This is a genomic window from Exiguobacterium sp. s63, assembly GCF_018617335.1.
Lineage (GTDB): Bacteria > Bacillota > Bacilli > Exiguobacteriales > Exiguobacteriaceae > Exiguobacterium.
This window is the reverse complement of sequence record NZ_JACSKB010000001.1, coordinates 244,893-263,898: the sequence shown is the minus strand read 5'-3', so window position 1 is coordinate 263,898 and position 19,006 is coordinate 244,893. Positions and strand designations below refer to the sequence as shown.

The 19,006-nt window shown below is 47.8% G+C and carries 21 protein-coding genes; 20 read left to right on the top strand and 1 reads right to left on the bottom strand.

Translation table 11 applies throughout. The features are described 5' to 3' along the window. Positions 1-9 precede the first annotated feature (9 nt). The 6 genes from deoB to KNO90_RS01345 all read left to right on the top strand — a co-directional run bounded on the left by deoB (position 10) and on the right by KNO90_RS01345 (position 4,701). Entirely contained in the window at positions 10-1,176 is a 1,167-nt protein-coding gene (deoB, locus tag KNO90_RS01370) for a phosphopentomutase (RefSeq protein WP_214740967.1), read from the top strand. A 13-nt stretch (positions 1,177-1,189) separates the two neighbouring features. Continuing rightward, complete coding sequence (locus KNO90_RS01365) at positions 1,190-1,999, top strand: purine-nucleoside phosphorylase (RefSeq protein ID WP_215112846.1); 810 nt, start codon at positions 1,190-1,192, stop codon at positions 1,997-1,999. Between the two features lie 29 nt (positions 2,000-2,028). Next, positions 2,029-3,330: a pyrimidine-nucleoside phosphorylase gene (locus KNO90_RS01360; protein WP_215112845.1), complete on the top strand. Its 1,302-nt coding sequence runs from the start codon at positions 2,029-2,031 to the stop codon at positions 3,328-3,330. A 116-nt stretch (positions 3,331-3,446) separates the two neighbouring features. Further along, positions 3,447-3,887 carry a peptidylprolyl isomerase gene (locus tag KNO90_RS01355; RefSeq protein ID WP_012726499.1) on the top strand — a complete coding sequence of 147 codons (441 nt, stop codon included), beginning with the start codon at positions 3,447-3,449 and terminating at the stop codon, positions 3,885-3,887. A gap of 89 nt (positions 3,888-3,976) precedes the next feature. After that, the gene (locus KNO90_RS01350; RefSeq protein WP_215112844.1) at positions 3,977-4,333 is read left to right on the top strand and encodes a GNAT family N-acetyltransferase; all 357 of its coding nucleotides are present in this window, start codon (positions 3,977-3,979) and stop codon (positions 4,331-4,333) included. 89 nt (positions 4,334-4,422) lie between these two features. After that, complete coding sequence (locus KNO90_RS01345; RefSeq protein WP_215112843.1) at positions 4,423-4,701, top strand: DNA-binding protein; 279 nt, start codon at positions 4,423-4,425, stop codon at positions 4,699-4,701. A 31-nt stretch (positions 4,702-4,732) separates the two neighbouring features. Here the strand turns inward: KNO90_RS01345 and KNO90_RS01340 are convergent, their stop codons facing one another. Then, positions 4,733-5,200, bottom strand: coding sequence for a DUF309 domain-containing protein (locus KNO90_RS01340; protein ID WP_215112842.1), 468 nt, complete (start codon positions 5,198-5,200; stop codon positions 4,733-4,735). An 83-nt stretch (positions 5,201-5,283) separates the two neighbouring features. On the opposite strand from KNO90_RS01340, the gene KNO90_RS01335 reads away from it, so the two are divergent. The 14 genes from KNO90_RS01335 (at position 5,284) to KNO90_RS01270 (ending at position 18,995) form a co-directional block, all read left to right on the top strand. After that, entirely contained in the window at positions 5,284-6,051 is a 768-nt protein-coding gene (locus KNO90_RS01335) for a segregation/condensation protein A (RefSeq protein WP_214740955.1), read from the top strand. Beyond that, the gene (gene scpB, locus KNO90_RS01330) at positions 6,029-6,622 is read left to right on the top strand and encodes an SMC-Scp complex subunit ScpB (RefSeq protein WP_215112841.1); all 594 of its coding nucleotides are present in this window, start codon (positions 6,029-6,031) and stop codon (positions 6,620-6,622) included. The genes KNO90_RS01335 and scpB overlap by 23 nt, the downstream gene beginning before the upstream one ends. Positions 6,623-6,626: 4 nt before the next feature. After that, the gene (locus KNO90_RS01325) at positions 6,627-7,385 is read left to right on the top strand and encodes a pseudouridine synthase (RefSeq protein ID WP_214740951.1); all 759 of its coding nucleotides are present in this window, start codon (positions 6,627-6,629) and stop codon (positions 7,383-7,385) included. Positions 7,386-7,521: 136 nt separating this feature from the next. After that, positions 7,522-8,103, top strand: coding sequence for a redoxin domain-containing protein (locus tag KNO90_RS01320; RefSeq protein ID WP_214740949.1), 582 nt, complete (start codon positions 7,522-7,524; stop codon positions 8,101-8,103). 19 nt (positions 8,104-8,122) lie between these two features. Continuing rightward, positions 8,123-9,667 carry a cytochrome c biogenesis protein ResB gene (gene resB, locus KNO90_RS01315; protein WP_214740947.1) on the top strand — a complete coding sequence of 515 codons (1,545 nt, stop codon included), beginning with the start codon at positions 8,123-8,125 and terminating at the stop codon, positions 9,665-9,667. After that, positions 9,667-10,851: a c-type cytochrome biogenesis protein CcsB gene (gene ccsB, locus KNO90_RS01310; RefSeq protein WP_214740946.1), complete on the top strand. Its 1,185-nt coding sequence runs from the start codon at positions 9,667-9,669 to the stop codon at positions 10,849-10,851. Before resB ends, ccsB begins: the two co-directional genes overlap by 1 nt. A 160-nt stretch (positions 10,852-11,011) precedes the next feature. After that, positions 11,012-11,728, top strand: a complete 717-nt coding sequence (locus tag KNO90_RS01305) for a response regulator transcription factor (protein ID WP_214740944.1) — start codon at positions 11,012-11,014, stop codon at positions 11,726-11,728. After that, complete coding sequence (locus KNO90_RS01300; protein ID WP_214740942.1) at positions 11,725-13,434, top strand: sensor histidine kinase; 1,710 nt, start codon at positions 11,725-11,727, stop codon at positions 13,432-13,434. The genes KNO90_RS01305 and KNO90_RS01300 overlap by 4 nt, the downstream gene beginning before the upstream one ends. Before the next feature lie 49 nt (positions 13,435-13,483). After that, positions 13,484-14,035 carry a cob(I)yrinic acid a,c-diamide adenosyltransferase gene (locus KNO90_RS01295; protein WP_214740940.1) on the top strand — a complete coding sequence of 184 codons (552 nt, stop codon included), beginning with the start codon at positions 13,484-13,486 and terminating at the stop codon, positions 14,033-14,035. Between the two features lie 7 nt (positions 14,036-14,042). Continuing rightward, positions 14,043-15,281, top strand: a complete 1,239-nt coding sequence (gene yfmF / locus KNO90_RS01290) for an EF-P 5-aminopentanol modification-associated protein YfmF (protein WP_215112840.1) — start codon at positions 14,043-14,045, stop codon at positions 15,279-15,281. Further along, positions 15,278-16,537, top strand: coding sequence for an EF-P 5-aminopentanol modification-associated protein YfmH (gene yfmH / locus KNO90_RS01285; protein WP_215112839.1), 1,260 nt, complete (start codon positions 15,278-15,280; stop codon positions 16,535-16,537). The genes yfmF and yfmH overlap by 4 nt, the downstream gene beginning before the upstream one ends. After that, positions 16,516-17,229, top strand: coding sequence for an elongation factor P 5-aminopentanone reductase (ymfI, locus tag KNO90_RS01280; RefSeq protein WP_251127298.1), 714 nt, complete (start codon positions 16,516-16,518; stop codon positions 17,227-17,229). Before yfmH ends, ymfI begins: the two co-directional genes overlap by 22 nt. 89 nt (positions 17,230-17,318) lie before the next feature. After that, entirely contained in the window at positions 17,319-18,095 is a 777-nt protein-coding gene (locus KNO90_RS01275; protein ID WP_012726484.1) for a YmfK family protein, read from the top strand. 27 nt (positions 18,096-18,122) lie between these two features. Further along, positions 18,123-18,995 (top strand): helix-turn-helix domain-containing protein, encoded by an 873-nt coding sequence (locus tag KNO90_RS01270; RefSeq protein ID WP_214740932.1) that lies wholly within the window; start codon positions 18,123-18,125, stop codon positions 18,993-18,995. Positions 18,996-19,006: the final 11 nt, after the last annotated feature.

The window sequence follows — 19,006 nt, the reverse complement described above, 5'->3', positions numbered from 1 at the left end:
GATTTTTTTGTGAAAAAATTTAAACGTATTTTCTTAGTGGTCATGGACTCGGTCGGAATCGGTGAAGCACCGGATGCCGAACAGTTCGGTGACAAAGGAGCGGACACGCTCGGGCATATCGCACGCGAACATAACGGATTGAACATGCCGAACATGGGTAAACTCGGACTTTCGAACATCAAGCCGATTCAAGGCATCGATGCATCGGATGCCCCAAGTGCGTATGGTCGTATGGAAGAAATCTCAGCTGGTAAAGATACGATGACGGGACATTGGGAAATCATGGGTCTTCATATCGAGACGCCGTTCCGTGTATTTGAAAAGTTTCCTGACGATTTGATTCACCGCCTCGAAGAGTTCAGTGGCCGTAAGATCATCGGAAACAAACCGGCATCAGGAACTGAAATCTTGGACGAACTCGGTGCAGAACATGTCGAGACGGGCGCCCTTATCGTGTATACATCTGCCGACTCGGTCCTGCAAATCGCAGCACATGAAGACATTGTGCCGATTGATGAGTTATACCGTATTTGCGAATATGCCCGTGAAATCACACGTGAAGATCCGTATATGCTCGGACGCATCATCGCTCGTCCGTTCATCGGGACACCAGGAGCATGGGTCCGTACGGCAAATCGTCACGACTACGCATTGAAACCATTTGGTAAGACGGTCATGAACACGCTCGAGGAATCTGGGAAAGACGTCATCGCATTAGGGAAGATCAGCGATATTTACGATGGTGAAGGTGTGACAAAAGCCGTCCGTACGAAATCGAACATGGACGGCATGGACAAATTGGTCGAGTCGCTCGAGGAAGACTTCGAAGGACTCTGCTTCTTGAACTTGGTTGATTTCGATGCCTTGTTCGGTCATCGCCGTGACCCAGAAGGCTATGCGGTCGCACTTGAAGAGTACGATGCGCGCCTACCGGAAGTGATGGAGCGTCTTCGTGAAGACGACTTACTCATCATCACAGCTGACCACGGAAATGACCCTGTTCATGCCGGTACAGACCACACACGTGAATACGTTCCGCTCATCGTTCATCATAACGGAGCGAAGGCGGTTGATTTGGGCATTCGCGGGACATTCGCAGATATCGGTGCGACCGTTGCTGATAACTTTGACGTCGCGGCACCATCACACGGAAAGAGTTTCTTAAACGAAATTTGAGGAGGCAATATTCATGGTAAATTGGAACGAAACAAAAGCGTTTTTGCAGGAGCGTATGGGTGATACACCAGAAATCGGACTCATTCTCGGGTCAGGTCTTGGAGTCCTTGCGGATGAAATTGAGAACCCGGTAGCCATTCCTTATGAGGAAATCCCACACTTCCCAGTGTCAACCGTCGAAGGACATGCGGGTCAACTCGTGTTCGGAGAACTTGAAGGTAAACGTGTCGTCGCCATGCAAGGACGGTTCCACTTCTATGAAGGATACTCGATGGAACAAGTGACGTTCCCGGTTCGTGTCCTCAAATTGATTGGTGTCGAGACGCTCATCGTGACGAATGCAGCAGGCGCATGTAACGAGTCATTCAACCCAGGGGACTTGATGATTATCACGGATCATATCAATTTCTTCGGAACGAGTCCGCTCATCGGGAAAAATGCGAGTGAGTTCGGGACGCGCTTCCCTGATATGTCAGAAGCGTACGATAAAGAGCTCGTGAAATTGACAGAACGCGTCGCGTCAGACCTTGGACTTTCTGTACAAAAAGGAGTCTATTTCGGGAACACAGGTCCTACGTACGAAACACCAGCTGAAGTCAAAATGGCACGTCTTCTCGGTGGAGACGTCGTCGGTATGTCGACGGTCCCTGAAGTCATCGTCGCACGCCATTCAGATATGCGTGTCCTTGGGATTTCGTGCGTCTCGAACATGGCGGCAGGTATTTTAAACCAACCACTCAACCATGAAGAAGTCATCGAGACGACAGAACGTGTTCGTCAAGACTTCCTTTCACTCGTGCGTGGCACGATTAAAAGCATGTAAGTAACTTAATTTCTAGGAGGACGACAGTTATGCGTATGGTCGATTTGATTTTGAAAAAACGTAACGGTGGAGAATTGAACGAAGAGGAGATTCGCTTCGTCGTCGAAGGATTCACGAACGAATCAATCCCTGACTATCAGATGTCAGCCTTGTCGATGGCCATCTATTTCAATGGGATGACTGAAAAAGAGACGGCTGCCTTGACGATGGAAATGGTGAAGTCGGGCGATACGATCGACCTTTCGAACATTGAAGGGAAAAAAGTCGATAAGCACTCAACGGGCGGTGTCGGTGACAAGATTAGCTTGATTGTTGCACCACTCGTCGCGTCGATCGGAATTCCGGTTGCGAAAATGAGTGGTCGTGGTCTCGGCCACACGGGAGGTACAATCGATAAGCTTGAATCGTTCCCTGGATTCAATGTCGAATTGACGGAAGAACAATTCACGAAACAAGTGAACGATATCAAGATGTCCATCATCGGGCAGACTGGGAACTTGACGCCTGCCGATAAGCGCCTCTATGCGCTCCGTGATGTCACGGCTACGGTCGAATCGATTCCACTCATCGCGAGCTCGATCATGTCGAAGAAAATCGCAGCGGGTGCGGACAGTATCGTCCTCGACGTCAAGACGGGTTCTGGTGCGTTCATGAAGTCGTTCGACGATGCGAAAGCACTCGCGGAAGAAATGGTCGCAATCGGGAAGAACGTCGGACGTAAGACGGTCGCTGTCATCACGGACATGGACCAACCGCTCGGCTTTGAAATCGGGAACGCGAACGAAGTGAAAGAAGCGATTGAAGTCCTTTCAGGTAAAGAAGTTGAAGACTTGAAGACGATCGCACTCACGATCGCTGGACATATGGCTGTCCTTGGTGAGTTCTATCCAACTTTCGACGAAGCATATGCAGACCTTGAAAAACGAATTGCTGACGGTCATGCACTCGAGGTGTTCCGTAAATTCGTTGAAGCCCAAGGTGGCGACGCGTCACTCGTCGATGATGTGACAAAATTACCACAAGCCTCTTACGAGACGACATTCGTTGCGAAAGAAGCGGGTTATGTCGAGTCAATCATCGCAGACGAAGTAGGTGTCGCAGCGATGCTTCTCGGAGCGGGCCGCGCAACGAAAGAAGACGAGATTGATTTCGCGGCAGGCATCACGCTTGAGAAGAAAGTCGGGGACCGTGTCGAGTCAGGCGATGTCATTGCGGTGCTCCGTTCGAACATCGAAGACATGTCTTCAGCCGTTGAACGTTTAGACCATGCCTATACAATTGGTGCAACGAAACCAGAGGCTCGCCCACTCGTTCACGCTGTCATCCAATAAGACAGAACGTCTGTTTCCACAAAAAAAGTGGAGACAGACGTGTTTTTTTGATAAGATGGGTAATGTGAGTGTCAAACAGCAGGATACATACCATAAATAAAGGGGTTGCTTGAAACATGAAAAAAGGTTCTATGAAACTTGAAAATGGCGAAATGATTGAATTTGATTTGTTCCACGGTGAAGCACCTATTACAGTCGAAAACTTCGAAAAACTTGCAAACAGCGGGTTTTACAACGGATTGACGTTCCACCGTGTCATCCCTGGCTTCGTGAGCCAAGGTGGTTGCCCACAAGGAACTGGAATGGGTGGCGCAGGCTACACGATTCCTTGTGAGACATCGACATCTTTCCCACACAAGCATGAAGCGGGCTCACTTTCAATGGCCCACGCAGGTCGCAATACAGGGTCTTCACAGTTCTTCATCGTGCACGAGCCACAACCGCATTTAGATGGCGTCCACACGGTATTCGGTAAAGTGACATCTGGTCTTGAGCATGCCGTCAAACTTCGTCAAGGTACGAAGATGGCAGAAGTGAAGGTTTGGGACGAGAATTGATTTTTGCCTGAAGGTTATGGCACAATGAACCATGTCTCTCACGTGTTCACGTTGTGAAACTTGAATGACAAAAGGTGGTGAACCCAGCGATGCTGGTCAAATATAAACGTTCTTATGAAAAGACGGCGATGGGTCTACTCGCATTCTCATGCAGTGACAAATCTCCGCTCAGCTTGCTTGAACTCGTCCGATCGTATGACGAGGAGGAGTCGAAGTTCCTCTACTTATGGAAAGTCGACGAGGACTTCGTTGGCATCATTGGAATGGTGCAACAAGGAACGACGATGGTCATCGACCATATCGCCTTGTCGCCTTCATTCCGTGGCGAGAAACGTTCTTACGAGCTTCTTGATGAGGTAAGAAACGTCCTTCCACTTGATTTGACGTTAACCGGTACAGGCAAGACAGGCGATTTATTAGATAAATGGAATCAATTAGTCGTCTGATGACAAAAACCCCCGTAATCACGATTGTGATTATGGGGGTTTTACATATTGATAGAGTAAATCACAAACCCGTTAAATGAGGTGGATTCATGAATCGAGTAACAATCGATGAACTGATCAATCGATTGGAGCAAGTGCTCAGACAAGAACGAACGAGAGAAGAAATCTCTGACTGGGCATATCAGTGGATGGAACAATATGAAAATATAGATGGATTTGATTGGACAGCTTCTGACGAGGTGGTTTGGTCCTGCTTACAAACGATAGTTGGCATGGATTTACTTGAAACCCCTTCTGAATATTTACATGATCGGAGCGATCTCGAGAGTTGGGTGCTGGCGTTTAAGAAGTTAAAAAATCATCATTGATCATGAAAAGAAGACTTCTTGAATCTTGACGTCAACTTCTTGCACGTTGCCTTTTTAAAAGTGCCAACTCCCGTTTCGTGATCACCTCACTCCGGTCACGGCGCAGATGCTTGTGGACCAATTCCTCGAAAGATAGTTCCGTCGATGGGAACGTCGGTTTCAATGATTCGACCGTCTCACGAACGTTTTGTTGTAATGGGAGCTTCGTTTCTAACGGCCATTTCTCAAGCTGGGCGATGAAGGAGTCGACATCAAGACCAAGTTCGTTTAAATAGGGGGAAGCGACATCAATCTTTCGACGCAACAGTCGTAAGCTCTTGTTCGCACCGATGAGATTGTCTCGTCGTAGATGGTAGTGAATAACAGCGTATTGGATAAGTGCCGCATAGCCGTGATGTTGTCGTCCACCTTCTTGCCATGCCTCCTCTAATACTTCGTGACATTCAAAATAATCGGCATGACATTCAAAGAGCAACGTATAATGAATAAAAGGGGTCATGAATCAATTTTCTCCTTTCGTGTCCACGGTGTTATAAAACATGTTATACTAAAGCGCAAAAATGTAAAATGGCAGGTGTCTCTATGGAAGCCTATAACGTTAAAATTGATACGTTCGAAGGTCCACTCGACCTGTTGCTCCATTTGATTGGAAAAATGGAGATTGATATCGTCGACATTTCCGTGGCAGAAGTCACTGACCAGTATGTCGGCTATATTCGCACGATGCAAAAATTTGAACTCGATGTGGCCAGTGAGTATCTGGTCATGGCGGCGACGTTGCTCCAATTGAAGAGCAAGCAATTGTTACCTCCGGTGCCAATCGAGGATGAAGAGGTACCAGACTTTAGTGATGAACCGACGCGTGAGGGTCTCATTCGTCAATTGATTGAATACAAAGCCTATAAAGAAGCCGTCGTTTTTATGCGCGAACAGGAAGAGCATCGTCTTGAACTGTATACGCGGCCAGGTGAAGACTTGACGACGTATATGTCTGAAGAAGTGTCGAAGTACGACGGACCACTCAACTTTTCAGATTTACTTCACGCCTATTCGAAGATGATTGAGCGAAAACGTTGGAAAGAGCGACGCAAAAAGACAATCAAGCGAGAAGAACGGACGCTTGAAGAGCAAATGACACGACTTCATGAACACGTTTCTTCTACGCGACAGACATCATTTTTTGCCTTTTTTGTCGAACGTCCGAACGTCTCGGATCTCGTCGTGACATTCATGGCACTTTTGGAGTTGATCAAGTTACGGGTCGTCGAAACGAAACAACTTGACCAAGATATTCAAATCTCGTTCATCGAATCATCAAAGAAAGGGGATGAAGCGGTTGCTGTCCTATGAGACGATTATCGAAGGATTGCTGTTCGTCGTCGGAGACGAAGGAATGGAAGTACGAGCGCTCGCCGAGACGCTCGACATTTCAGAGGCTGCGGCACGAGAACAGCTCAGTAAATTAGAAGCTTCGTTTAAAACATCGAGCCGACCGTTTCAACTCATGGAATCGGCAGGGGTGTATAAGCTTGTGACGGTACCGGACGTCTCTCCGTACATTCAAAAATACGTCGGGACGATGGCTGAGCAGGCTCTTTCACGCGCGGCGATGGAGACGCTTGTCATCATCGCGTACAAACAGCCGGTCACACGAGCGGATATTGAAGAGATTCGAGGAGTCAAAGTCGAACGGGTCATCCATACGTTGTTATCGAAAGGATTGATCGAATCGGCTGGACGTGCGAAGACGATTGGTCGTGCCAAACTATACCGTACGACAGAGCATTTCCTCGACCACTTCGGGTTCAACTCGCTCGAGGAACTGCCGCCATTAACATTTGAAGATGAACTGACAGACGAAGGCGATTTGTTCTTCGGTCAGGAACCATCGAAGCAAGAAGAGAGATTGGAGAAGGATTAATCATATGGAACGTTTGCAAAAAGTAATCGCACAAGCGGGGATCGCCTCGCGCCGGAAAGCGGAAGAAATGATTTTAGATGGTCGCGTTCGCGTCAATGGGAAAGTCGTCCGTGAACTCGGGACGAAAGTCGGACCGAAGTCAGAGATTGAGGTCGATGGCGTCAAAATCGAACAAGAAGAGCATGTCTACTACGTACTCTATAAACCGAGCGGCTATGTGTCGACGGTAGAGGACGATAAAGGACGTAAAGTCATTACGGACCTCGTTCCACCAGGAGCGCGTGTCTTCCCGGTCGGACGTCTTGACTATAACACGACGGGACTCATCATCTTGACGAACGATGGCGAGTTCTCGAACATGATGACACACCCGAAATATAAAATTCAAAAGCGCTACGTGGCAAAAGTGAAGAATATTCCTTCTTACTTGGCCATTAAACAACTAGAGTCAGGCGTTCAGCTTGATGACGGTTTTAAAACGGGAAGTGCGAAAGTGAAAATGAAGTCTGTGGATCAGAAGAAGAACACAGCGATTCTCGAAATCGTTATCTCGGAAGGGCATAATCGCCAAATTCGTCGAATGGTTGAGGCGATCGGTTCCGAGGTCATCAAACTGAAGCGTGAACAGTTCGGTTTCTTGACGCTCGACGGTCTCAATACAGGCGATTGGCGTGAACTTTCACACAAAGAGATTAGTAAACTCCGTGAACTCGCGAACCCGACCGTCCCACCGAAACCACGAGGCAAAAAGAAGAAAAAATAACAATAAAAAATCGTCCTGAAATGGGATGATTTTTTTGATTGTGGAGATTGTGTGACAAAAAAATGAAAAAAGTCTGTTAATGTGCGTTTTTAATGTTTTTTCAGTACAATAGCAACTGAAGGATGGTGTGAAAACGATGACAAAAGATCAACAGAAAGACGATCGGATGGAACAAGCGGTCGCGAAAAAGAAAAAGAGATCCTTTTCGCGATTGATGATTATGACGGTAGTGCTCTTTGCGGGAGCGATCACCCTCATGCAACTATTTGACCAAGCAGGGAACGACGGGCGCATCGAGGCAGGAGACGAGGCACCGAACTTCAAGCTCGTCACACTTGATGGTTCGACACTATATGAACGAGACAACTATGAAGGGAAAGGGATGCTCCTAAACTTCTGGGGGACATTCTGTGAGCCTTGTAAGAAAGAAATGCCGGTCGTACAAGAAAACTATGCGGCACTTCAAGACATGGGCGTCGATTTTTGGGCGGTGAATGTCGGTGAAACACCGCTTCGCGTCGACAACTTCATCAACGACCTTGGTGTCAAACTTGATTATCCGATTTTGATGGATACGAAGAGTGAGGTCGAAGGAGCCTACGGCATTTATAACTTGCCTGTCACATTCGTCATCGATGGTGAAGGCAACGTAATTGAAAAATATGAAGGTGAACTTTCAAAAGAGAAATTGATGGAGTTAGCCGAGAAGTCATTGTAAGCGAACGGGGGACGCACAGATGCTAGATATGAAATATGATGGCGCTGATTTACGGTCGAAGCGTCGTCCTAGATCGATCATTGACCGCGTATGGAGCTTTTTCGCTTCGGTCAAAGTAGGTTTATGGTTGATTGGTCTGATTATTGTCGGTTCGGCAATCGGAACAATCTTCCCTCAAGAGATGTATATCCCACAACAGTTACCTCCTGAACAGTACTATCTGGAGGAGTATGGAACACCGGGTTCGATTTATTATGCCCTCGGATTCCATAACCTATATACATCGTGGTGGTATATCAGTCTGATTGTCATGTTGACGCTCTCGCTTATCGTTGTATCCATTGACCGAGGTGTCCCGCTCTATAAGGCACTTAAACATCAACCGGTCAGACGTACAGAACGCTTTATGAAAGGGCAACGTCTTTTCGGACAAGGTGAAGCAACTGATGCCCAAATGGATGAGATGGAGGTTGCACTCAAGAAGAAGCGGTATCATGTCAAACGGGACGGAGATGCGCTACTGGCGGAGAAACACCGTTTCGGACGTTGGGGTCCATATGTCAACCACGTCGGACTCGTCATCTTCTTCCTTGGGGCGATGCTCCGCGTATTCCCTGCATTCCATACGGACACGCTCGAATGGGTGCGCGAAGGAGATACGGTTTCGTTAGAAGCGACGGACGGTGAATATTATTTGCGGAACGATCAGTTCATCCTGGAGATGTACGACCCGGAAAACAATGAAGAAGATGCGAAATTTGCAGCAGCCATTGAAAAAGCGGGAGCCGTTCCTAAAAACTATGAGACCGAACTGACATTATTCAAAAAAACGGGAATGAACGAGGACGGATCGCCGCAACTCGAACAAATCGATACTGGTTCGACAAAAGTCAACCACCCGTTTAAATTCGATAAGTTTGAAGTGTATCAGGAGCAATATTCGAGTCGTCCGGAGTTCTTGTCGATGTCGTTCATGCTCGCTGATAAGCAAACAGGTGATGAGTATGGTCCGTTTAAAGTTGATTTGGAGAATCCGGAACAATCGTATGATCTCAATGGAGTCACGGTTTCGCTGAAGGATTTATATCCCGACTTTGAAGTAAAAGACGGACAACCGAACACGAAATCGCCGCGTGCACTTAATCCTGCATTCTTCTTCAATGTCGAAACGCCAGATGGCGCGACAGAATCGAATTTGATTGGAATTCGACTCAATGTAGCCGATGAAGACAACCGCTATGAAGTGAAATTTGCGGGTACCGAGATGGCGAGTACGAGCGGACTTCGAGTGAAGAGTGACTCGACATATCCAATTCTCATCGTCGGTGCAACGATTTTCATGATTGGGATCGTGATGGGAATGTATTGGCCACATCGACGTGTCTGGATTCGTCGTCATGAAAACGATGTGCTCGTTGCGGGCTTCACGAACAAAAACCCGTCCTCGCTCCGTCGGGAGGTTTCACCGTTACTAGAGCAAACAGGACTGCCGATGTGGGAAGACCAGGCAAGGTTCACATCGAAATCTGAGAACGAGTCAATAGATGAAAGAGGGGAATCTTGATGGAATGGATTGAATGGAGCAGCCGTATGCTGTTTATCGCGTTCTTCCTTTACGCAATCTCAACGGTGCTCTTTACCATTGCTGTGAGTGGCATGCGTAAAGAACGGAACGTCAACCGGATTGCTTACGGGAAGTATGCATATATCTTGGCAATTATCGGTTTTATCGCTCAATTGACATATTTCTTTATGCGTTGGGCAGGTGTCGGTTATGCACCGGTATCGAACTTATACGAGTACACGACGTTCTTTGGTATGATGATGGTCGTTGGATTCCTCGTTGTGTACGGAATTTATAAGAATGACGTACTTGGCTTGTTTGCGATGCCGGTGGCGTTACTCGTTATTGCCTTCGCATCAATGTTTTCAAGCGAAGTCGCGCCGCTCATTCCAGCATTGAACAGCGTGTGGTTAAAAATCCACGTTACAACGGCGGCGCTCGGACAAGGGATTTTGGCAATCAGTTTCGCCTCGGGGCTCATTTTCTTATTGAATGAAACATCAATGAAAGAGCAATCGAAATCACGGACGTGGCTCGAAGTGACGATGTTCGTCCTCATGTGTACGCTCGGTTTTATCCTCGTCTCGATGCTCTTTAAAGGGATTGGCGCTGGTGGTGTCGTCGAGTTCACGAACGACCGAGGACAAGCCGAATCGTATGAATACTTTATGCCGATTTTGTTCGTACCGGAGGGTGCTCAGTTATTGTCTGGTGCGAGTGGTTTGTCACTCGAATTGCCGAACTGGATTAACACGCTCAAGTTGAACACACTGATTTGGTCAATCATCGGTGGAATTGTGATTTATGTGCTACTTCGATTCGTCATTTTGCGTAAACGAGTCGCTGAGGCACTTCAACCGCTTGCGAAAAAAGTCGATCTCGACCTTGCTGATGAAATCAGCTATCGTTCGGTTGCGATTGGTTTACCCGTCTTTATTCTCGGTGGTCTCATCTTCGCGATGATTTGGGCGCAGATTGCCTGGAACCGTTTCTGGGGATGGGATCCAAAAGAGGTATGGGCATTGATTACGATGCTCACCTATGTCTACTACTTGCATATGCGGATTCAGCGCGGATGGACAGGTACGAGAGCGGCATGGCTATGTGTCGGTGGATTTGGAATCATCATGTTCAACCTCGTCTTCGTAAACTTGGTCATCGCGGGTCTTCATTCATATGCATGACCCAAAAGAAGTCACAATTGTGACTTCTTTTTCATTTGGTCCACCAAATCATCGTTGTGAAGCGAAATAATAGAGTGGTATAGTTATGGCAGAGAGTGGAATGTTCACAATTGTGCAACATTCACTACAACTCGTAATGGGTCTTAGGAGGGTTTCACATATGGCTGAGAAAACGAAGATTTTAGTAGTTGACGACGAGGAGAGAATTCGTCGACTTTTGAAAATGTACTTAGAACGTGAACAGTATGTGATTGAAGAAGCCATCAACGGCGAAGAGGCACTTGCGCTCGCCCTTGAAAACGAATACGACGTCATCTTACTTGATTTGATGATGCCGAAAATGGACGGAGTCGAAGTATGCACAGAACTTCGGAAAACGAAAGCGACACCGGTCATCATGCTTACAGCGAAAGGTGAAGAAATTGATCGCGTTCAAGGATTTGAAGTCGGAGCGGACGATTACATCGTTAAACCGTTCAGTCCTCGTGAGGTCGTTCTTCGTGTCAAGGCACTCCTTCGTCGTTCTGGCTCGACTAAATTCATGCAAACGAGCGAGAAATCGAAAGACTTGATTGTTTTCCCACATTTGACGATTGATAACGATGCACACCGTGTCACGGTTGACGGAGAAGAGATTGCACTCACACCGAAAGAATATGAATTGTTATTCTTCCTAGCCAAACAGGTGGATAAAGTCTTTTCTCGTGAGCAACTGTTAAAAGAAGTATGGAACTACGAATTTTTCGGAGACCTTCGGACCGTCGATACACACGTGAAACGCCTACGTGAAAAATTGAACCGCGTCTCGCCAGATGCGGCGCACATGATCACGACTGTATGGGGTGTCGGGTACAAGTTCGAAGCTGCTAGTGAATGATGCTTCGTCGAAACAGCATCGTCACGAAACTATGGCTGACGATTCTCGTTTTAGTCAGTGTCATCTTATTCATCGTCTCGGTATTGATGCTCGAATTTTTCAATTCGTTTCACATTGACCAAGAACGAGGACATCTCGCCAAACTTGGAGGACAGGTTCAATCGGTATTATTGAATGAAGGTGACACGTCCCAAACGATTGATCAAATTATCGAAGTTTATGGGGCCAACTACATCTTGGAGAATGGGACCGTTCGTTCCAACTTCGGGAATCAAGTGGATGAGTTGATGGTCGAACTTGGTCGCCAAGATTGGGAAGCGTACCAGGCAGCAGGAGAAACGGCGATCGGCAACTTTTCCTCTTTTGACGATCAGGCGGCTCTTGCTTACCGAACCACATTTACGTTGTCGAGTGGTCAATATACGCTTTACTTACTAGAACCACTCGATGCCATCTCAAGTGCGAACGCGGGGGCACGAACCATTATTCTTTGGACCGTTGCTTCGGCCATCATTGTCACGACCGTCTTCGCGTTCTTCCTATCGACTCGAATCACGGCGCCGCTTCGAGCAATGCGTGATGCTGTCAATAAGACGGGGGAAGGCCAGTTCGATTTACGTCTCGAGACGAAAACACGAGATGAGATTGGCGAACTCGCTGCTTCCTTCAACGCAATGAGCAGTCAGCTGGCGAAGTATGTCGATGCGCTCGACCGGGAACGGTTGCAACTTGCGTCGATTCTTCGTTCGATGGCGGACGGTGTCATCACACTCGATCGTCATGCGAACGTGATTGTCACGAATCCTCAAGCGAGTCCGTTGCTTCATGAGGGGCAACCACATGAAGTCGTCTTGTCACTCTATGAAGAAGTGATGGAGGGGGCATCCGAAAAGACGATTGAAGTGAAGCAGGACGATCGGTACTATACACTCACGGTCACACCGCTCGTCGGTGAAGATGATTTCGAAGGGGCTGTCGTGGTCCTTCGTGATACGTCCGAGAGCCATCGTCTCGATAAGATGCGGACCGACTTCGTGGCGAACATTAGCCACGAACTTCGAACGCCGCTCGTGACGCTACAAGGATATTCAGAAGCCATCATCGATGGCATGACAGAGAGCGACGAGGCGACGAAAGAGTTCGCCTCCATCATCTATGACGAATCGCTCCGTTTGGCACGACTCGTCAATGACTTATTGGATTTGGCACGCATCGAATCGGGTAAAGAGACGATGAAATTCAGTACGTTTGATATCGGTGATTTCTTGCCTCGTGTCATGCGGAAGTTTAATCAAATGGCATCTGAAAAAGAGATTCATTTACAGACGGACGTACCGCACCGTCTCATCGAAGCAGACGGGGACCGTCTCGAACAAGTGTTCACGAACTTGATCGGCAATGCCATCGCCCATACCGACTCTGGTGAGATTCGGATCGTGGCAACGGAAGAAACCGATGGGTTACGGATTCAATTGACTGATACGGGACACGGAATTCCTAAAGAAGACTTACCGTTTGTTTTCGAACGATTCTATAAAGCCGATAAGGCAAGAACGAGTGGTTCGAAGACAGGGACAGGAATCGGCCTTGCCATCGTAAAAAACGTGGTCGATGCCCATCACGGAAAAGTCAGTGTATCAAGTACCCTCGGTGTCGGTACGACCTTCGATATTTACTTACCATTTGAACAACCACACATCTCATAATGGTGACTCGTTTGAGTCACCATTTGTGGCATTTTATGGGGGGAGACGAATGAAACGATATACACGTACCGGTGACACCGGTGAGACCTCATTGATTGGGAGTCGGGTCGAGAAGCATCATCCTCAAATCGAAGCGATGGGTCATCTTGACGAATTGAATAGTCAGATTGGGCTCGCCATCGCTCATCAGGAGGATGCGACACTTCGAGAACAATTGACGAAGATCCAGCATGATTTGTTCGACCTTGGTTCGGAACTGATGTATACGGAAGAACCTCCGAAAACGGTCGATTTATCGATTGTGACGGAGCTCGAACGCTGGATGGATGAGTGGGAAGAGTCTTGTCCAGAACTCGTGCGCTTCATCCTTCCGGGTGGCAGTGTTGCCGCATCTAGCTTACATGTGGCTCGCGCCGTCTGTCGCCGGGTCGAGCGTGACTTAGCGGCTCTCGGTGTCGCTGACCGGCAGTTGCCTTACTTTAACCGCTTGAGTGATTACTTATTTACAGTCGCCCGTTACGCGAATGTCGTGGCAGGGGTGCCGGACCAAGAATATGCACGCGGCGCTGCCGTGTTTCAACCAAAACGAAAAAAGGAGTGATCGGCTGATGAAAGGGATCGTTCAGTTCCAACATCAATTGCACTATTCGGTCTATCCGACCAAAAAATTTAAAACGACGACATGTCTCGTGTCATTCGCCGCACCGTTGTCGGCAGAGACGGTTGCGGATCGGGCATTGCTCCCATTCATCATGGAGAAGTCGACGGCGACGTATCCGTCCATCGAGTTGTTTCACACACCGCTAGAAGATTTGTTTGATACGAATTTGTACGCGGGAGCATCTAAAATCGGTAAAGAACATGTCATCCAATTCCAACTTGAAGTCGTCAACGATCATCTTGTCGGAGAAGATGTGTTGAGTCAGGCAATCAAGTTACTTGAAGACGTGTTGCTTCGTCCAAATGCCTATGATGGAGCATTTCAACCACTGATCGTAGAGCAGGAGCGTCGGTTACAGCGTCAACGCATCGAATCGGTCTATGATGACAAAATGCGCTTCGCCCAACAGCGTTTGCAAGAGATGCTTGGAGGAGAGCTTGCGATTCCGTCACTCGGTACGCTCGAACAACTCGACCACGTAACACCAAAGTCGTTGTATGAGGCTTATGAGTCGATGATTCAAAACGATCGTGTTGACATCTATGTCGTCGGTGACGTCAGCCGTGAGCAAGTCGAACTGGCCTTCGAACCATTAGAACCTCTCGGCACACGTCGCTCGCGTCTGTTACCTGAAGCAAGTCGGGCAGAGTTCAAACGTTTAGAAGAACATCAAGATATTAAACAAAGTAAGCTTCATCTCGCTTATGCCATTGATGTCGATCCAAGGACCGAAGATGCGATTCGCATGCAGGTCCTGAATGGACTATTCGGCGGATTCCCTCACTCGAAACTGTTCATGAACGTCCGAGAAAAGGAGAGTTTGGCGTACTATGCCGCCTCTCAATACAGCTCCCTAAGTCGGAAATTGTTCGTCTATGCCGGCATCGATGCGTTGAACCAGCAAAAGACCGAACAGATCATCGAGGAACAATTGAAGGCATTACAGGCAGGGGAGTTTGAAGATGAGACGTTACAACAGACGAAAGAAATGTTGTTCCATCAACGTCGTCAACTCGGAGACAGTCCACGTCAATTGATTGGCTGGATGAGTGGGTCAGACATTCGCCCATTCTCTTTAGATGAAGAGATGGCGATCATTGAAAATACGACGCGAGATCAAGTCGTCGCTCTTGCAAAAGAAATTGAGCTCGAAGCCGTGTATTGCTTGAAAGGAGGAGAAGCATGAAATTAGATTTTCCTAATGTCGGGGAGACCTTACATCATCATGTTCTCGAAAATGGCCTCTCCGTTTACTTACTGAAAAAAATCGGATATGAAAAAACGTTTGCGACGTTTACGACCAAATATGGCTCGATTGACCGGCGCTTCAAACTAGAGGACTGGGTAGAGGTTCCCGATGGTATCGCCCATTTCTTAGAACATAAGATGTTCGAGAAGGAGGACGGTGACGTCTTTCAACAATTTGGTCGTCAAGGGGCGTCAGCGAACGCCTTCACTTCCTTCACGCGGACGGCTTACTTGTTCGGTGCCACATCGAATGTCAAAGAGAACGTGCAAACGCTTCTTGACTTCGTCCAGACTCCTTACTTCACGAAAGAGTCAGTGGAGAAAGAAAAAGGAATCATCGGACAAGAGATTCAAATGTATCAAGACAACCCGGGATGGCGATTGTATTTCGGTTTGATTGATGCGATGTACGAGACGCATCCTGTCAAGATTGATATCGCCGGGACAATCGAATCGATCGCTGAAATCACTGCGGAAGATTTATATACTTGTCATCAAGCGTTCTATCATCCGAGCAACATGGTACTGTTCGTTGTCGGGAATATCGAGCCGGATGACATGCTCGAACTCATTCAGAACAATCAGTCCGCCAAATCATTTGACGAACCGACGTTACGTACCCGTGAATCGATTGATGAACCGCTAACGGTTCGTCTGTCAGAACGCATCATCGAAATGGATGTCTCTGTACCGAAAGTCATGATTGGGTATAAAGATGTCCCGCAAGCAGGGGAAGCGGGCCTCAAGCAAGAGTTGACAGTGGAGCTGCTCATGCATGCCCTCTTCGACACGACAGCGCCACTCTATACAGAACTGTACGCGGAAGGCTTGATTGATGATGCCTTCTCGTTCGACTACACGTCAGAAGAAACGTTCGCCTTCGCCGCCTTGTCAATGGAGACACCTGAAGTTGAGACGTTTGTAGGACGGGTGACAGAGGCGTTGGAACGTCCCCTTCAACTCACTCAAGAGACACTGGACCGGAAGAAACGCATGATGCAAGGGCAATTTTTAAAAGCTTTGAATTCACCAGAGTTCATCGCTAATCAATTTTCTCGCTATGCGCTGAATGATGGGAATCTGTTTGATATTCCGAACTTGATCGATGCCATCACACGAGATGAGCTATACGAAGCGTACAGTCGATTGTTCCGTACTGAACAACGAACGGTATGCATCGTCAAAAAACCATGAAGACGTTGATTGTTGGAGCGAGCGGTGCCATTGGTCGCGCCGTCTCGCTCGCTTTTCGTGACGACGAGCTAATCTTACATGCGAATCAAGGTCGTGATCGACTTGCGCGATTGATTGAGACGGAAAAGGTACAAGCCGAACTGATCACCTGCGACCTGTCTGACCGAATCGCCGTTGAGGAATGGGTATCCTCTATCGATATCGTCGATCGCATCGTTTATGTGGCGGGTCACGCACAACATGGTCTAGTTGTTGACCAATCAATCAGTGAACTCGACCTTCTTTATGAAGTACATGTTCGCGCCATGGTGCGACTCATTCAGTCTGTCGTTGCGAAAAAACCGTATGCCCGTCAACTCGACATCGTGATCGTCTCTAGTGTATGGGGAGAAGTTGGAGCGGCGGCTGAGGTGTTTTATTCGACCGTCAAAGCGGCACAGCTTGGCTTTGTCAAATCGTTCGCGCGAGAGGCGGGACCGTTCAATGTTCGAATCAATGCGGTGACCCCAGGGTGGATTGATACGCCGATGAATGATACGGTAGAAGAGACGAAACAAATGGTGACGGATGACATTCCGCTTGGTCGTCTTGGGGATGTTGAGGATGTGGCCAAGACAATCCGATTCTTATGTTCATCAGATGCCTCGTATATGACAGGCGCCGTGTTACGCATCGATGGCGGATGGCAATGATTGTATCCGCACAAACCTGTTCTTTTCAATTCTTCTAAAATAATTTAAAATAGGCTAGGTAGCGAACTCGCTCGAAAGGATGGTTGGGGATGGAACATAAATTCGAAGAGTGGTATCTCGAATATGAATTGTGTCAAAATCGACCGGGTATCCTCGGAGACATCGCGTCTCTCATGGGAATGCTCCAAATCTCCATCGTGACCATCAATGGGGTCGATCTTCAGCGTCGCGGGATGTTGCTTAAAGCTCCGGCTGCTGATCACGTCCATCGTCTCGAGCATATTTTAAAGCGAATGGAAGCCATCGCCGTCATTAAATTGCGCCGTCCGAAGTTGCGGGACAGGATTGCGATTCGGCATGGTCGGTATATCGATCATGACAGTGATGACAAGAAGACGTTCCGCTTCGTCCGAGAGGACCTAGGAATCCTCGTGGATTTCGTCGCAGAACTGATGAAGGAAGAACGTCATTTGTTGATTGGGGTACGCGGTAATCCGCGTGTCGGAAAGACAGAATCGATTGTCGCAGCAAGTGTATGTGCGAACAAACGATGGTTGTTTTTATCCTCGACATTGATGAAACAGACCGTTCGGACCTCCTTGTTTGAAGAGGAGCGGGAAGGCGATCACGTATACATAATCGATGGTGCTGTCTCTACCCGTACGATGGATGAGCGACATCGACAGCTCATCCGTGAAGTCATGCGGTTGCCTGCTGTGAAAGTCATCGAACACCCTGACCTATATGTCCGAAACACCGATTGCGTGTATGAAGACTTTGATTATATTATTGAATTGAGAAACAATCCGGATGAAACGATAATCATCCCACAAGAAACGCATCGTGAGTCAGAATGGTTTGAATAATTATGTGAATGGAAGGTGTGGACCCCTGTGACAGAACTAGGGACTTTTTTGAAACAAAAGCGTGAAGAGAGCGGATTGACGCTCGACCAAATCCAGCAGACGACAAAGATTCAAAAACGCTATATCATCGCGATTGAGGAAGGTGATTACAAAAATCTCCCTGGCTCTTTCTATGCACGGGCGTTCATCAAAACGTATGCGGAGTCGCTCGGTCTTGATGTGGATGAACTGTATGAGACGTATGCTAAAGATTTACCGGTCATCGAGGCACAGCCAACCGTTCAACTTTCTCGGAAGAAGACGTATTCAAAAGCTTCAGAGTCGACGAGTCGAGTCTCGCGTTGGGTCCCGAAAGTGCTTCTCGCCCTCACGGTGTTCTTGCTCATCACGGCCGTTTATTTTGCAGTGAGAAGCATCGATTTTGGTGGTCAGGATGCCAGTCCGGCCGAACCGCCAAGTTCAGGGGTCACGGTCGATCAAAATAAAGATGTCCCGTCAGATGAGCCAGCCGAAGAAGAACCTGCTGAAGAAACACCTGCCGAAGAAGAACCGCCAGCGGAATCTGGTCCGATTGCGGTAACCGAATCGAACGGAGCAGACATCACATATGAACTCGCGACAAGTGATAAACTTTCGACTGAGATTTATGTAAAAGATTCACCTGCTTCCTATGTTGGTGTTCGTGATACGTCGTTAGAAGGGGCTTTCCTTGCACCGGAGTATCCGAACCAGTCGAAACAGAACCCGATTGTCATTGAAGACGCCGAGACGGACACGCTTCGTATTCGAATCGGACTCATTGCAGGCGTTGAGAAAATCGTCGTCAACGGTCGTGAGCTCGAGCTTCAAGAGTCTCCGGTCACACAAAATATTTTTGTAAAGAGAGTCGACGCCGAATAAGTCGACTCTCC

Excerpts from the sequence above, each read along its gene's own strand:
- KNO90_RS01365 (WP_215112846.1), top strand. The coding sequence starts at position 1,190 with ATGGTAAATTGGAACGAAACAAAAGCGTTTTTGCAGGAGCGTATGGGT.
- KNO90_RS01360 (WP_215112845.1), top strand. The coding sequence starts at position 2,029 with ATGCGTATGGTCGATTTGATTTTGAAAAAACGTAACGGTGGAGAATTG.
- KNO90_RS01355 (WP_012726499.1), top strand. The coding sequence starts at position 3,447 with ATGAAAAAAGGTTCTATGAAACTTGAAAATGGCGAAATGATTGAATTT.
- KNO90_RS01350 (WP_215112844.1), top strand. The coding sequence starts at position 3,977 with ATGCTGGTCAAATATAAACGTTCTTATGAAAAGACGGCGATGGGTCTA.
- KNO90_RS01345 (WP_215112843.1), top strand. The coding sequence starts at position 4,423 with ATGAATCGAGTAACAATCGATGAACTGATCAATCGATTGGAGCAAGTG.
- KNO90_RS01340 (WP_215112842.1), bottom strand. The coding sequence starts at position 5,200 with ATGACCCCTTTTATTCATTATACGTTGCTCTTTGAATGTCATGCCGAT.
- KNO90_RS01335 (WP_214740955.1), top strand. The coding sequence starts at position 5,284 with ATGGAAGCCTATAACGTTAAAATTGATACGTTCGAAGGTCCACTCGAC.
- scpB (WP_215112841.1), top strand. The coding sequence starts at position 6,029 with ATGAAGCGGTTGCTGTCCTATGAGACGATTATCGAAGGATTGCTGTTC.
- KNO90_RS01325 (WP_214740951.1), top strand. The coding sequence starts at position 6,627 with ATGGAACGTTTGCAAAAAGTAATCGCACAAGCGGGGATCGCCTCGCGC.
- KNO90_RS01320 (WP_214740949.1), top strand. The coding sequence starts at position 7,522 with ATGACAAAAGATCAACAGAAAGACGATCGGATGGAACAAGCGGTCGCG.
- resB (WP_214740947.1), top strand. The coding sequence starts at position 8,123 with ATGCTAGATATGAAATATGATGGCGCTGATTTACGGTCGAAGCGTCGT.
- ccsB (WP_214740946.1), top strand. The coding sequence starts at position 9,667 with ATGGAATGGATTGAATGGAGCAGCCGTATGCTGTTTATCGCGTTCTTC.
- KNO90_RS01305 (WP_214740944.1), top strand. The coding sequence starts at position 11,012 with ATGGCTGAGAAAACGAAGATTTTAGTAGTTGACGACGAGGAGAGAATT.
- KNO90_RS01300 (WP_214740942.1), top strand. The coding sequence starts at position 11,725 with ATGATGCTTCGTCGAAACAGCATCGTCACGAAACTATGGCTGACGATT.
- KNO90_RS01295 (WP_214740940.1), top strand. The coding sequence starts at position 13,484 with ATGAAACGATATACACGTACCGGTGACACCGGTGAGACCTCATTGATT.
- yfmF (WP_215112840.1), top strand. The coding sequence starts at position 14,043 with ATGAAAGGGATCGTTCAGTTCCAACATCAATTGCACTATTCGGTCTAT.
- yfmH (WP_215112839.1), top strand. The coding sequence starts at position 15,278 with ATGAAATTAGATTTTCCTAATGTCGGGGAGACCTTACATCATCATGTT.
- ymfI (WP_251127298.1), top strand. The coding sequence starts at position 16,516 with ATGCATCGTCAAAAAACCATGAAGACGTTGATTGTTGGAGCGAGCGGT.
- KNO90_RS01275 (WP_012726484.1), top strand. The coding sequence starts at position 17,319 with ATGGAACATAAATTCGAAGAGTGGTATCTCGAATATGAATTGTGTCAA.